The sequence below is a fragment of the Curtobacterium sp. NPDC089689 genome (assembly GCF_044749145.1).
Classification (GTDB): domain Bacteria; phylum Actinomycetota; class Actinomycetes; order Actinomycetales; family Microbacteriaceae; genus Curtobacterium.
In genome coordinates this window covers 852,818-866,280 of the sequence record NZ_JBIVHJ010000001.1, presented here as the reverse complement: position 1 = coordinate 866,280, position 13,463 = coordinate 852,818, and the positions used below count along the sequence as shown (strand labels likewise).

15 protein-coding genes are annotated in these 13,463 nt (G+C 72.3%); 12 read left to right on the top strand and 3 right to left on the bottom strand.

Translation table 11 applies throughout. The features are described 5' to 3' along the window. Window positions 1–2: 2 nt before the first annotated feature. The gene (locus ACIPYW_RS04140; RefSeq protein WP_400410982.1) at window positions 3–671 is read left to right on the top strand and encodes a pentapeptide repeat-containing protein; all 669 of its coding nucleotides are present in this window, start codon (window positions 3–5) and stop codon (window positions 669–671) included. Here ACIPYW_RS04140 and ACIPYW_RS04135 read toward each other — a convergent pair. Continuing rightward, a complete protein-coding gene (locus ACIPYW_RS04135) occupies window positions 656–1,660 on the bottom strand; it encodes an NAD(P)/FAD-dependent oxidoreductase (RefSeq protein ID WP_400410980.1) in 1,005 nt (334 codons plus the stop codon). The two genes, ACIPYW_RS04140 and ACIPYW_RS04135, sit on opposite strands and share 16 nt — an antisense overlap. A 66-nt stretch (window positions 1,661–1,726) precedes the next feature. Between ACIPYW_RS04135 and ACIPYW_RS04130 the strand changes: the two genes are divergently transcribed. Continuing rightward, window positions 1,727–2,335, top strand: coding sequence for a helix-turn-helix domain-containing protein (locus tag ACIPYW_RS04130; protein ID WP_400410977.1), 609 nt, complete (start codon window positions 1,727–1,729; stop codon window positions 2,333–2,335). Here ACIPYW_RS04130 and ACIPYW_RS04125 read toward each other — a convergent pair. Beyond that, on the bottom strand, window positions 2,332–3,027 hold the full coding sequence (locus ACIPYW_RS04125) for a hypothetical protein (protein ID WP_400410975.1): 696 nt from the start codon (window positions 3,025–3,027) through the stop codon (window positions 2,332–2,334). The two genes, ACIPYW_RS04130 and ACIPYW_RS04125, sit on opposite strands and share 4 nt — an antisense overlap. Before the next feature lie 146 nt (window positions 3,028–3,173). After that, the gene (locus tag ACIPYW_RS04120; RefSeq protein ID WP_400410973.1) at window positions 3,174–4,163 is read right to left on the bottom strand and encodes a LacI family DNA-binding transcriptional regulator; all 990 of its coding nucleotides are present in this window, start codon (window positions 4,161–4,163) and stop codon (window positions 3,174–3,176) included. A gap of 93 nt (window positions 4,164–4,256) precedes the next feature. Here ACIPYW_RS04120 and ACIPYW_RS04115 point away from each other — a divergent pair, with 93 nt between their 5' ends. The 10 genes from ACIPYW_RS04115 (at window position 4,257) to ACIPYW_RS04070 (ending at window position 13,432) form a co-directional block, all read left to right on the top strand. Then, window positions 4,257–5,549, top strand: coding sequence for an extracellular solute-binding protein (locus ACIPYW_RS04115; RefSeq protein WP_400410970.1), 1,293 nt, complete (start codon window positions 4,257–4,259; stop codon window positions 5,547–5,549). 5 nt (window positions 5,550–5,554) lie between these two features. Further along, the gene (locus ACIPYW_RS04110) at window positions 5,555–6,598 is read left to right on the top strand and encodes a carbohydrate ABC transporter permease (RefSeq protein WP_400410968.1); all 1,044 of its coding nucleotides are present in this window, start codon (window positions 5,555–5,557) and stop codon (window positions 6,596–6,598) included. Then, a complete protein-coding gene (locus ACIPYW_RS04105; protein ID WP_400410965.1) occupies window positions 6,595–7,509 on the top strand; it encodes a carbohydrate ABC transporter permease in 915 nt (304 codons plus the stop codon). The genes ACIPYW_RS04110 and ACIPYW_RS04105 overlap by 4 nt, the downstream gene beginning before the upstream one ends. Then, entirely contained in the window at window positions 7,506–9,452 is a 1,947-nt protein-coding gene (locus ACIPYW_RS04100; RefSeq protein ID WP_400410964.1) for an amylo-alpha-1,6-glucosidase, read from the top strand. The genes ACIPYW_RS04105 and ACIPYW_RS04100 overlap by 4 nt, the downstream gene beginning before the upstream one ends. Before the next feature lie 142 nt (window positions 9,453–9,594). Further along, a complete protein-coding gene (locus ACIPYW_RS04095) occupies window positions 9,595–10,380 on the top strand; it encodes a hypothetical protein (protein WP_400410962.1) in 786 nt (261 codons plus the stop codon). Continuing rightward, on the top strand, window positions 10,377–10,829 hold the full coding sequence (locus ACIPYW_RS04090) for a phage holin family protein (RefSeq protein WP_400410960.1): 453 nt from the start codon (window positions 10,377–10,379) through the stop codon (window positions 10,827–10,829). Before ACIPYW_RS04095 ends, ACIPYW_RS04090 begins: the two co-directional genes overlap by 4 nt. Further along, on the top strand, window positions 10,826–11,416 hold the full coding sequence (locus ACIPYW_RS04085) for a DUF3618 domain-containing protein (RefSeq protein WP_400410957.1): 591 nt from the start codon (window positions 10,826–10,828) through the stop codon (window positions 11,414–11,416). Before ACIPYW_RS04090 ends, ACIPYW_RS04085 begins: the two co-directional genes overlap by 4 nt. Before the next feature lie 78 nt (window positions 11,417–11,494). Continuing rightward, window positions 11,495–12,136 carry an MBL fold metallo-hydrolase gene (locus tag ACIPYW_RS04080; protein WP_400410954.1) on the top strand — a complete coding sequence of 214 codons (642 nt, stop codon included), beginning with the start codon at window positions 11,495–11,497 and terminating at the stop codon, window positions 12,134–12,136. Window positions 12,137–12,184: 48 nt separating this feature from the next. Beyond that, window positions 12,185–12,865 carry an HAD family hydrolase gene (locus tag ACIPYW_RS04075; RefSeq protein ID WP_400410951.1) on the top strand — a complete coding sequence of 227 codons (681 nt, stop codon included), beginning with the start codon at window positions 12,185–12,187 and terminating at the stop codon, window positions 12,863–12,865. A gap of 84 nt (window positions 12,866–12,949) precedes the next feature. Then, on the top strand, window positions 12,950–13,432 hold the full coding sequence (locus ACIPYW_RS04070) for a GNAT family N-acetyltransferase (RefSeq protein WP_290133040.1): 483 nt from the start codon (window positions 12,950–12,952) through the stop codon (window positions 13,430–13,432). The last annotated feature ends 31 nt before the right edge of the window (window positions 13,433–13,463 follow it).

Sequence of the window (13,463 nt, the reverse complement as noted above, 5' to 3'; positions counted from 1 at the left end):
GCATGGCCCGCAGAACCGACGGCACCGACGCCCCGCGAACCACCGTCCCGTCCCCGTCCGACCTCGAACCGTGGACGCCCGGCCCCGGCGAGGTGCTGTCCGGCGACCGGATCGAGGGCAAGCGCATCGTGGTGCTCGACCTCGCCGGTGAGCGCCTGCCCGACGTCGAGCTCGAGGAGTCCGTCGTCGAGACCCTCCGCGCCGGCGACGCAGACCTCCGTGGGCTGCGGGTCCGGGACACCGTGGTCGAGGAACTGGACGCACCCGTGCTCCGCGTCTCCAGCAGCACCTGGCGCGACGTCCGGGTCACGGGCGGGCGCGTCGGGTCCGCCGAGCTCTACGACTCCGGGCTGAACGGCGTCGAGTTCGTCGGCATGAAGCTCGGGTTCGTGAACCTCCGCGGAGCGACCCTCACCGACGTCGTCTTCCGCGACTGCGTGGTCGACGAGCTCGACCTCGCCGACGCGAAGCTGCTCCGGGTGGCGTTCCCGGGCACGCGGATCCGGGCGGTCGAGGGGACGAACACCCGGATCGAGCACGTGGACCTCCGCGAGGCCGACCTCGACCGGGTGGAGCGGCTCGAAGGCCTCCGCGGCGCGACGATCGGCACCGACCAGCTCTCCACGCTCGCTCCGCTGCTGGCGGCGCAGGCGGGCTACCGCGTCGACTGAACCCGAGGCGAACCCGACCCCGACGCCGCCGCCGCAGCGACCGCCGCCGCGAGGTCTGCCTGCACGAGGTCCCCGTGCACGGCCGCACCGACCGCCGTCCCCGCGGCGGCCGATGCGATCACCGTCGCCATCGGCGCGGTCACGTTCCCGGCCGCGTACACGCCACGCACCGCCGTCTGCCCGACCCCGTCGACCGTCAGCGCACTCCCGAACCGGTGGTCACCCACGACGAAGTCGGTGGCCTCCAGGCCGACGCCGGAGAGGAAGTCCACCCGCGCCTCGACCGTGCTCGCCGCCGCCAGAGCATCGAGCGCCACGACCTCCCCGGACCCGAGCAGCACCCCGGTCAGCCGGTCGCCGTCGGAGCGGACGGCTGACACGACATCGTGCACGACCGTGATCCCGCGGGCGCGGAGACCAGCCAGAGCGGTGTCGTCGACGAGCGTCTCATCGGCGACGAACGCTGTCACGTCATCGCTCAGTGCGCGGAACATGAGGGCGTGGTGGGCACCGTTCGGGGTCGTCACGAGCACGCCGATGCGCCGATCGCGGATCTCCCACCCGTGGCAGAACGGGCAGTGCACGACCCCGCGCCCCCACTGCTCCGCGAGCCCCTGGACCTCCGGCAGGACGTCGACGGCACCGGAGGCGACGACCAGCCTGCGTGCCGTCACGACCGCGCCCGAGTCGAACGTGACCGAGAAGCCGACGGCGTCGGTCCCGTCCCCGTCCGTGGCGGACGTCGCCACGATCCTCCCGGCCGTCACCTCGACGCCGTGTGCGGCGACCTCCTGGCGACCGACGCGACCGAGCTCTGCGGGTGACGCACCTTCGCGCCCGAGGTAGTTGTGGATGCCTGCCGCGGGGGCGTTGCGGGGCTCGCCGGCGTCGACGACCAGGACCGAGCGCCGGGACCGGCCGAGGATGAGGGCTGCTGACAGGCCGGCGGCCGCGCCGCCGACGACGATGACGTCGAAGTGATCTCGCATGCCGGCAGCATGCGCGGCGCGACTGTCGATCAGCAAAGAACGTTGCCGTCATGGCAACATGGCGGCATGGCACACGACCGGGAGGCACGGATCGCCCCGCGCACGACGGCCGACGTCGTCGAGGCGGTCGGTCCACGACTCCGCGCGCTGCGCGGGCGACGCGACGTCACGTTGGCGGCGCTCGCCGCCGAGACCGGGATCTCGGTGTCGACGCTCTCGCGGCTCGAGTCCGGGCAGCGCAAGCCGACGCTCGAGCTGCTCCTGCCGCTCGCGCGGGCGTACCAGGTGCCGCTCGACGACCTCGTCGGGGCGCCGCCGACGGGGGACCCGCGCGTGCACCTCAAGCCCGAGGTGCACGGCGGGCGCGTGGTCGTGCCGCTCACCCGGCGCACGGGTGGGGTCCGGTCGTTCAAGCAGCTCATCCCACCGGAACCCGCGAACACCGACCGGACGCTGCGGACGCACGAGGGCTACGAGTGGCTGTACGTGCTGTCCGGTCGGCTCCGGCTCCTGCTCGGCGACCGGGACTTCGACCTCGGGCCGGGCGAGGTCGTCGAGTTCGACACGCACACGCCGCACTGGGTGGGCAACACCACCGACGAGGTCACCGAGGTGCTCTGCCTGTACGGGCCGCAGGGGGAGCGGGCGCACGTCCGGTCGCGCCCGGCCCGTTAGAAGACGTGCGCGACGACGTCGTCCAGCAGGCCCGAGGTCGACACGTTCGACTGCTGGACGTGTATGCCGACGTCGCCGCGGGTGAAGTAGGTGTCGCCGTCGGTGACGGGGTACTGCGCGTTCTGCGAGACCTTCTGGCAGCGGTAGCCGTACCCGTCGAGCGAGCAGTCGTAGCCCTGGAGCGCGCTCTGCAGGTGCGGGTACGCCGTCGTGGAGTCCACGACCGCGACGCGGATCGACAGGAAGGTGGTGTCCGCCCGAGGGTCACGCCAGACGCAGTACAGGGACTTCCCGTCGGGCTGCAGTACCGGCGTCAGGGCGTCCTTCGGCACCTCGACCGGGTCGCCGACGACGTCCGGGTCGTTCAGCGGCGCCGAGGCGAAGGCGTCGTCCCACCTGCCCGCGGTGATGAGTCCGGTGCAGGTGTCGGGGAGTGCCCCGGCGTCGTCGTCCACACCGGGGACCGGGGTGATCGTGGAGGTCGGGCGCGGGGTCGGTGCCGCCGAGGTCGGGCCCGCCGTGGCTGCGTCGGCGGTCGCGGTGGGCGTGCTGGTCCCGGAGGACGGACGCGCGGTGGGATCGGCCGCGGTCGTGGGTGTGCATCCGGTCAGCGTGAGGACCGTGAGGAGCGCGAGTCCGATGCCCGTCCCGACCACCGACCCCGCCCCGACGTGTCGTTGCCTGCCTGCCATGACCGTCCCCTTGGTCGCTCGTGCACTCGATCGTCCTCGAGGTGCACGGTAGCCCGCGGGCGGGTCGTCCGGATCGACGTCGGCGAGGTCGTCACCGAATCGTGTCCGTCCGGTCCGGACGACGGGCGTTGGTCGCGTGGCGTCCGTCAGCTGCGCCAGACCACCCGTGGCGCCAGCAGTCGGTGCCCGGTCGTGGCCGGCAGGACCGAGCGGCCCGACCCCATCAGGAGTTCGACCGCCGCCGACGCCGCCGCGTCCAGGGGCTGCTCGACGCTCGAGATGCCGACGGCCTCGGCGACCGGGGTGTCGTCGTACCCGACCACGGGCACGGCCGCACCGAGGGCGAACCGGGCTCCGAGGGCGAGCGTGTCCGAGGCGCAGACCACGGCGTCGAACACGGCCCCGTCGTCCACCGCTCGCGACACCACCGACGCGGCGGCGGCGACGTCGTCCTCGCACGTGAGCGGCTCCGTGTCGTCGTCGAGCCCCGCTGCCGCCAGGGCGTCCCGCCAGCCGAGCCGCCGCTCGTCGCCCTGACCGGAGGGGCTCGGCCAACCGAGGAACCCGATCCGTCGGTGTCCGCGTGCGACGAGCCCTGCCGTGGCCTCGCGGAGCCCGGTCCGACCGTCGACGTCGACCCAGGGGTGCGGCGCGTCGTCCATGTCCGGCACGCCCCAGGGACGTCCGAAGGTCACGAAGGGCACGTCGCGCTCGCCGAGCCAGGCCGCACGAGGATCGCCGTGGGCCGTCGAGGTCAGCACGAACCCGTCGACGTCCGAGCCCTCGACGAGCCGCTCCATGTGCGCGAGTTCGTCGTCGAGGTCGGTCGCGGTGAAGAGCAGGATCCGCATGCCGCGCTCGTCCGCCCGTTCGACGAGGGCGTGCAGGAACCGGTCGAGGACCGCGCCGGAGATGCCGTGCACCGGCGGGAGCCGGACACCGAGGGTGGAGCTCTGCCGCGTCCGCAGCCGCCTGGCCGACGCGTGCGGCCGGTACCCGAGTTCGTCGATCGCCGTGCGTACCCGGTCGAGGGTCGCCGGCCGGACGACCTCGGGGCGGTTCAGCGCGTTCGACACGGTCTGCCGGGACACCCCGGCAGCCGCGGCGACGTCGGCGACGGTGGCGGGCTGGGACACGGGGTTCACGTTAGCGGTTCCGCGGTGTACCGTGGAGGCGTTTGATCGATCAAATTTGAACGATCGAAGCCCAGCACTCAACGAGGAGTCCCGATGCAACGACCAGTGCGACGACGCACAGCACGCAAGCTGACCGCGGGCGCGATCGCCCTCACCGCGGCCCTCACCCTCTCGGCCTGCGGGTCCGGGTTCTCCGGATCCGGCGGCTCCGGCGGCTCGGGTGGGTCCGGCGGTTCCGCGTCGGGGAAGCTCACCTCGAGCGACGACCCCATCAGCGTCCTGATCGGATCGTCCGGCGATGCCGAGACCGCTGCGGTCAAGAGCGCCGCCGCGTCGTGGTCGGGGTCGTCCGGCACGAAGGCCACCGTGCAGGCCGCCAACAACCTCGACCAGCAGCTCGCCCAGGGCTTCGCGTCCGGCAAGCCCGCCGACGTGTTCTACGTCAGCACCTCGTCGCTCGCGGGCTACGCCTCGAACGGCTCGCTCCTGGCGTACGGCGACCAGCTGCAGGACAAGGGCGACTTCTACCCGACCCTCACGAAGTCGTTCACCCTCGACGGCACGCTCTACTGCGCGCCGAAGGACTTCTCGACCCTCGCACTCTTCATCAACACGGCCGACTGGAAGGCCGCGGGGCTCACCGACTCGGACGTGCCGACCACCTGGGCCCAGCTGAGGTCGGTGTCCGAGAAGCTCACGCAGGACGGCCGTGTCGGGCTCGCCGTGAGCCCCCAGGTCGAGCGGCTCGGGGCCTTCATGGCACAGGCCGGTGGCGCGCTGACCAACAGCGACCAGACGAAGGCCACCGTCGACTCCGCTGCGAACGTCGAGGCGCTCGACTACGTCAAGGGCCTGCTCGACGACGGCTCGATGAAGTTCTCGAGCGACCTCGGCGAGAGCTGGGGCGGTGACGCGTTCGGCAAGAACAAGGCCGCGATGACGATCGAGGGCAACTGGCTCACCGGCGCGATGTCGTCCAGCTACCCGAGCGTCGGCTACGAGGTCGCGAAGCTCCCCGCGGGGCCGAAGGGCGCCGGCACGCTGCAGTTCACCAACTGCTGGGGCATCGCGAAGGACTCCCCGAACCAGAAGGCCGCGCTGTCCTTCGTCGAGAAGATGGTCGGCAAGGACCAGCAGCTCGCGTTCGCGAAGGCGTTCGGCGTCATGCCCTCCGTCGAGTCGGCCGCGGGCACCTGGAAGCAGGAGTACCCGCAGTACGCGCCGTTCCTCGACCAGGCCGGCGACGCGGTGGGCCTGCCGACGAAGAGCGGGACGGCCGACGTCATCGCGGACATGGACTCGAAGCTCGGCACACTGAGGAGCACCGACGTGAAGACGCTGCTCGAGGGCGTCCAGAAGAACATGTCCGCCGCGCTGCAGGGCTGACCGACGTGTCCCGGAAGAACCGCGGCGAGACCGTCTCCGGCTGGCTGTTCACGGCACCCACGGTGATCGTGCTCGGCCTGTTCCTCCTCGTCCCCGTGGTCATGGCCGCGTGGGTGAGCGTCTCGGACTGGCGCGGTGTCGGCAGCCCGTTCTCGTCCGGCGTGCAGTTCGTCGGCGGGCAGAACTACGCGAAGATCCTCGGCGGGGGCGGCCTCGACGAGCAGAACTTCGGCACCGCCCTGCGGAACAACCTCTGGTACGTGGTGTTCGTCGTGCCGCTGCAGACCGCCGTCGCGCTCGGTCTGGCCGTCCTCGTGAACGGTCGGGCCCTGCGCGGCCGCGGGTTCTTCCGGACCGCGTTCTACTTCCCCTCGGTGACGAGCTCCGTCGCGATCACGGTGCTCTGGCTCTTCCTGTTCTCGTCCACCGGCGCCGTCAACGCGATCATCGGGTGGATCGGGGTGACGGGGCCGAACTGGTTCAACGAGCCGACCGGCATCTTCCAGCTCGGAGGGGGCGACCCGCCCGCCTTCCTCGCCGACCACACCGCCCTCGGCATCCCGTGGTCGGAGTGGCTCGCCGGACCGTCGGTGGCGATGACGGCGTTCATCCTGCTGGCGGTCTTCACGACGAGCGGCACCTTCATGCTGCTCTTCATCGCGGCGCTGCAGAACCTGTCGCACGACGTCGACGAGGCCGCGATGATCGACGGCGCCGGCGCGTGGACGCGGTTCTGGCGGGTCACCCTGCCGCAGCTGCGCCCGACCCTCTTCACGGTGCTGACCCTCGGGCTGATCGGGACCTGGCAGGTCTTCGACCAGATCTACACGGGTACGAAGGGCGCGCCGGCGAACACCACGCTCACGCCCGCCTACCTGGCCTACTCGACCGCGTTCGGCCAGAACCAGCAATGGGGCGTCGGCGCCGCGATCGCGTTCATCCTGTTCGCCATCATCATCGTCTTCACGCTCCTCCAGCGCTGGGCGCTGCGCGAGCGTCCGGTCTCCCGCCGGCGCATGCGCTGGATCGAACAGGGAGGGTCGCGATGACCGCCACCTCAACCCGGCCGGGAGGCGCGGTGCCGGACCTCCGCGCCGCCGCCGTCACGCAGGCGCCCGGTCCGGGCCGGCGGCCACGCCGACTCACCGGTCGCGGCATCGCGCTGCTCGTCGTGGGCGCCGTCATCGCCGTCGTCTACCTGCTGCCGTTCTACGTCGCGATCGTGAATTCGTTCAAGACCGACGAGGACGCCTCGCTCCACCCGCTCGCGCTCCCCGCGACGTGGACGGGCGCGGCGTTCCGGACGCTCTTCGAGAACTCCGACTTCGGCATCTGGACGATGAACTCGGTGATCGTCGCCGTGTGCGTCACCGCCGGTCGGATCTTCTTCGACTCGCTCGCCGGGTACGCACTCGCACGCCTGCGGTTCCCCGGACGGCAGACGGTGTTCGCGCTCGTCATCGCGGTGATGGCGGTGCCGAACGTCGTGCTGCTCATCCCGAAGTTCCTCGTGATCAACCAGCTCGGCATGTACGACTCGTACTCCGGCATGATCATCCCGCTGCTCGTCGACGCCGCCGGGGTGTTCATCATGAAGAACTTCTTCGAGTCGATCCCGGTCAGCGTCGAGGAGCAGGCGAAGATCGACGGCGCCGGGGTGTTCCGGACGTTCTGGTCGATCGTGCTGCCGATGGCTCGTCCGGCCGTGGTGACGATCACGATCCTGTCCTTCCAGGGGTCGTGGAACGAACTGCCGCACTTCATCGTGTCGACGTCCTCCCCGGCGCTGACCACCCTGACGAAGGGCGTCGCCTCGCTGGCGTCCGGAGCCCTCAGCGCCGGCAACCAGTTCCCGGTGAAGCTCGCCGCCGCGTTCGTGATGACGATCCCCGTCGCGATCGCGTTCTTCGTCGCCCAGAAGCGGATCATGAACACGAGCGACGGAGCGGTCAAGGAATGACGACGACCACCACCACCCATCCCGGACCAACCGAGGCCACCGCCGTGCCTCGGCAACCGCTGCTCCACGACGAGGTCGTCGTCCTCGCCGCACCGACGCAGGCGTGGTCGGACCGGCACGGCACCGTCGGCACGAACCCCGTGCACGGGTACTGGACCGGCGACCAGCGGTTCGTGTCCGCGATCGGCGTGACCGTCGCGGGCACCGACGCCGAGCCCGTGTCGACCGCCCCGGTGGACGCCCGGGAGGTCCTGTTCACCGCACTCCTCCGCGGCCTCGACGGACCCGGCGCCGACCCCGACGTCCGCCTCGACCGGCGCCGGCGCGTGCGGATCGACGGCGTGGCCGAGTCCCTCCGGATCACGGACCGACTCGCGGGACATGCCGACCCGGTCGGCTCCGACGTTCCCGGGGCCGTCGAGGTCGAGGTGCGCCTCACGCCGGACGCGAGCGGCATGGACGCCGTGAAGGGCGGCGGCGCCCCCGCGCCCGTGCCGGCCGTGCTCGGGACGAAGGACGACCGAGACGGCGCGAGCCGTGCCTCCTGGACGGCCGGATCGGTCGAGGTGACCCTCCACGCCCCCGGTGCCGACGTCTCCCTGGACGACGGCGACGTCGTCCTCACCTGGCGCGTCCCACGCGACCGCATCGTCGAGGTCGGCTGGGACTGCGCCGTCCTCGCGCCGGACGCCGTGGTGACCGGCGCCACCACCCCCGCTCGGTTCGCAGCCCCCGACGGCGTCGAGGACGACCGCCTCCGTCGGTGGCTCGCACGCGCGACCGACGACCTCGACGCCCTGCGGCTGACCCGGCCCGAGGGGGAGTTCCTCGCCGCAGGCGCCCCGTGGTTCTTCACGCTGTTCGGCCGCGACTCGATCTGGGCCGCGCGATTCCTCCTGCCCGTCGACACGTCGATCGCCGCCGGCACGCTCCGGGTGCTCGCCGCGCTGCAGGGCACCCGGACCGACCCCACGACGGCCGAGCAGCCCGGCAAGGTCATGCACGAGCTCCGCCAGGCGACGCTCGCGATCGACAACGACGAGCTCTCGCTGCCGCCGCTGTACTACGGAACCGTCGACGCCACCGCGCTCTGGGTCTGCCTGCTGCACGACGCCTGGCGAGCCGGGCTGCCCGACACCGAGGTCGAGGCGCTGCTCCCTGCGCTCGAACGGGCCCTGGCGTGGATGCGCGACCACGGTGACGACGACGGCGACGGGCTGCTCGAGTACGTCGACGAGACCGGCCGCGGCCTGGCGAACCAGGGGTGGAAGGACTCCGGCGACAGCGTGCAGTGGCGCGACGGGACGCTCGCCGAGGGGCCGATCGCCCTCTGCGAGGTGCAGGGGTACGCGCACGAGGCCGCCGTCCACGGCGCCGACCTGCTCGACGCTTTCGGCCGGAGCGGGGGCGACGACTGGCGCGCATGGGCCGCGCGGCTCGCAGAGCGCTTCCGCGAGGCGTTCTGGGTCCGCGACGAGGTCGGGCCGTACCCGGCGATCGCGCTCGACGCGGCGAAGCGCCCGGTCGACTCCGCCACGAGCAACATCGGGCACCTGCTCGGAACCGGGATCCTCAGCCCCGAGGAGGAAGCCGTCGTCGCCGCCCGTGTCGTCGCCCCGGACATGGCGAGCGGGTTCGGCCTGCGCACGCTGTCCACCACGGCCGCGGGCTACTGGCCGCTGAGCTACCACGGCGGCACCGTGTGGGCGCACGACACCGCGGTCGTCATCAGTGGGCTCGTCCGGTCCGGCCACGGGGCCGAGGCCCGGGTGCTCGCCGAGCAGCTGCTCGCTGCGGCGGTCGCGTTCGACTTCCGGATGCCCGAGCTGCACGCCGGGGACGCGGCGGACGAGGTGTCCCGTCCGGCGCCGTACCCTGCCGCCTGTCGGCCCCAGGCGTGGAGCGCGGCCGCGGCGTTCCCGGCGTGGGTGGCGCTGCGCTGACGGTCGCCCGCGGTGCTCCCGCGCACCGTGGACAGCGGGACTGCGCTGCGCGGACGGTCTGGACCGGGTCGGAGCGCGGCGGGCGCACGGTCGGTCCCGAACCGCGAGCGTCGTGCTCGCGGTACCGAACCGGAAGGCCACCATGACCACGAACCCACCCGGGAACGACTCCGGGACCCCGATCCACGACCGCACCGCTGCCGCCGACGGCCTGCCGAGCACCAGCCCCGACGCGCCGCAGACCTACGACCCGTTCGGCGAAGGCGCCGCGCAGCACGCCGGCCGGGGTGTCGACCCCCTGCTCGACGAGCCGCTCGACGCCCTCCCCGCCGACGAACAGCTGCCGGCGACGCCGAGCGCGGCCGGCTCCGCGGGCATCGGTCTCGCGAGCGGCGACACCGGTGCGAGCAGCAGCGGCACAGCCGACGGCGGCACCGGCAGCGGGAAGGCCGACGCGGCGAAGGGTGCGGCCCAGGACGTCGCCGGCGACGCGAAGGACAAGGCCGCGAACGTCGCCGGGACCGCCAAGGAGCAGGCCGGCAAGGTCGCCTCCGAGGCCACGGACCACGCCAAGCAGCTCTACGGTCAGGCGAGCGAGACCCTCAAGTCGCAGGCCGCCGACCAGCAGCAGCGCGCGGCGTCGGGTCTCCGCGACATCGGCGAGCAGCTCGGACGCATGGCCGAGAACGACGACGAGCAGGGCATCGCCTCGAAGGTCGTGCGCGACCTCTCGCACCGCGCAGGCAGCGCCGCCGAGTACCTCGACGGCCGCGACCCCGGCTCGCTCCTCGACGAGGTGAAGTCCTTCGCCGCGAAGCGCCCCGGCACGTTCATCGCGATCGCCGCTGGCGCGGGCATCCTCGCCGGACGCCTGACGAAGGCGCTCGCGACCGAGGTCAAGCACGAGAAGGAAGCGGACGGCGCATGAGCCAGACGCCACCGAGCGCCCCCGGGGCCCCGCTCGGCGAGCCGAGCCCGCAGGAGCGTGCCGCGACCACCCCGCTCGGCGAGCTCCTGTCCGACGTGTCGAAGGACCTGTCGAGCCTCTTCCGGCAGGAGGTCGCGCTCGCCAAGGCCGAGCTCACCGAGTCGGCGAAGAAGGCCGGCAAGGCGGGCGGGATGTTCGGCGGCGCCGGGATCACCGCGCTCTTCGCGCTCCTGTTCCTGTCGATCGCGGCGTGGTGGGGCCTCGGGTACCTCATCGGCAACGCCTGGTCCGCCGTCGTGATCGCGGTGGTCTACGCGATCGTCGCGGCCGTCCTGGCGCTCCGCGGCCGCAAGGAGATCAAGGAAATCCAGGGCGCGCCGCAGACCGTCGAGACGGCCAAGGAAGTCCCCGAAGCGCTCAAGCCCCACACCACCGGGAGGAAGTCATGAGCACCCCCAACGAGAGCCGCACCCCCGACGAGATCCGCGCGGAGATCGAACGCACGCGCGGCGAACTCGGCTCCGACGTCGACGCGCTCGCCGACAAGGTCAGCCCGTCGTCCATCGCCCACCGCCAGACCGAGAAGGTCAAGGGGCGGTTCCAGAACGTCCGTGAGTCCGTGATGGGCGCGGCCGACTCCGCCCGCTCGAGTGCGTCGGGCTCGACCTCCGGCGTCGCCGACCACGCGAAGGACGTCGCGCACCAGGGCGTCGCGAAGGCCGAGGGCAACCCGCTCGCCGTGGGGCTCATAGCCTTCGGCGCCGGGTGGCTGGTGTCCTCGCTCATCCCGACGTCGGACAAGGAGGAGGAGCTGGCCGGCGAGCTGAAGGACAAGGCCGCTCCGCTCGTCGAGGACGTCAAGGAGCAGGCGAAGGACGTCGGCTCGCAGCTCGGCGACGCCGCGAAGGAGCACGCGCAGGACCTGCAGGGCACCGCGAAGGACGCGGCGCAGACCGTCAAGGACGAGGCGCAGGGCGCCGCGTCCGACGTGCGGGACCACGCGCAGGGCGCCGCGCAGGACGTGCGCAGCAGCTGACGCGACCGACAGTCGGCCTGGAGGCACGTGGCGGCGCCGCCACGGGCCTCCCGTCCGCCCAGGGGTAGCGTTCAGAGCATGGAGTTGACGAAGTACACCCACGCCACGGTCGTCCTCGAGCGGGACGGCGCGACCCTCGTGATCGACCCCGGCGCCTTCACGCCGGAGGCCGCCGACCTGGTGCGTGCGGCGACCGGCGTCCTCGTCACGCACGAGCACTTCGACCACTTCGACGTCGACGCGGTCCGCGCCGGGCTCGAGGCGAACCCCGCACTGGTCGTCCGTGCTCCGCAGGCCGTGGTCGACCAGCTCGGCGAGCACGACGGACGCGTCGCGGCGGTGCAGGCCGGCGACGCGTTCGCGGTCGGCCCGTTCTCGGTGCGCGTGTTCGGCGAGCAGCACGCCGTCATCCACCGTGACATCCCGACGATCGCGAACGTCGGCTACCTCGTCGACGACACCGTGTTCCACCCCGGCGACGCGTACCTCGTCCCCGGTGTCCCGGTGCCGACGCTCCTCGTGCCGACCAGCGGTCCGTGGACGCACACCGCGGAGGCGGTCGACTACGTGCGCGAGGTCGCTCCCGAGCGTGCCGTGCAGATCCACGAGGCGATGCTCAGCGAGATGGGGCAGCAGTCCACCGCACGCTTCCTGGGGTCCGACGGACTCGGTCCGGTCCCGGTGACGATCCTCGGGTCCGGGGAGTCGATCACGGTCTGACGGACAGCCCTGGGAGGCGTCACGTCGGTCGCCGAGGACCATGGCGACATGGCCGACGCACCCACGACCGCAGTCCTCTTCGACATCGACGGCACGCTCGTCGACTCCAACTACGCCCACATCGACGCCTGGTGGCGTGCGTTCACGGCGATCGGCGAGTCCGTCGACGCCTGGCGCATCCACCGGTCGATCGGCATGGACTCCGCGAAGCTGCTCGAGGCGCTGCTGCCGGACGCCTCCGACGACACCCGAGACGCCGCGGAGCAGTACCACGCGGCGTACTACGCGGAGCAGCAGCCCCGACTCCGGCTCCTGCCCGGTGCACGCGACCTGCTCGCCGCCGTGGCCGACGCCGGGCACGCGGTGGTCCTCGCCACGAGCGCGCCGGAGCCCGAGCTCGTGCGACTCCGCGAGCTGCTCGACGCCGAGGAGTGGCTGACCGCGGTCACCAGCTCCGAGGACGTCGAGCAGGCGAAGCCGGACCCGGGGATCATCTCGGTCGCGCTGGAACGGGCCGGAGTGTCCGCCGGGTCCGCGGTCATGATCGGCGATGCGGTGTGGGACGTCGAGTCAGCCGGACGGGTCGGCGTCACGAGCATCGGGGTGATGACCGGCGGCGTGGGCGGCGACGAACTCCGCGGGGCGGGCGCTGCGGCGGTGCACGACGACGCGGCCGCGGTCCTGTCGGCGTTCCGCGCGGGTGACGGGCCCATCGCCACCCTGCGGTGAGCGGCGCCGCGCGGTCGTCGGGACCCGCGCGGTCATCGGCACCCGCGCGGTCATCGGCCCCCGGGCGTGCGAGGATCGTTCTTCGTGATCACGATCGAACGCGTCGCCTGGGACGACCCCCGCGGGGTGGCCCTCCGCGCCACCATGGACGAGGAGATGCACGAGCGGTACGGCTCGGCGAACGCCGCGGAGGACCCTGCCGTCACCGCCGAGCGCAACCGGGTGCTGACGGTCGACCCGGCCGACGTGATCACGTCGCTCCTCGCGCTCGACGAGGACGGCACCCCGCTCGGGCACATCGCCGTCCGTCGTCTCGGCGACGAGGTCGAACTGAAGCGCCTCATCGTCCTGTCTGCCGCGCGTGGCAAGGGCGCTGCCACCGCGCTGCTGGCCGAGGGCGAGCGGGTCGCGCGGGAGCAGGGTGCAGCCCGGGTGATCCTGCAGACCGGCGACAAGCAGCCCGAGGCCGTCGCGCTCTACCGCAAGACGGGCTGGGAGCAGATCCCCGTGTACACGCCGTACGCGGAGACCATGCCGTGGTCGTTCTGCTTCGCGAAGGCGCTCTAGCCGAAGAACATCCATTGCACTCTCAGACCGA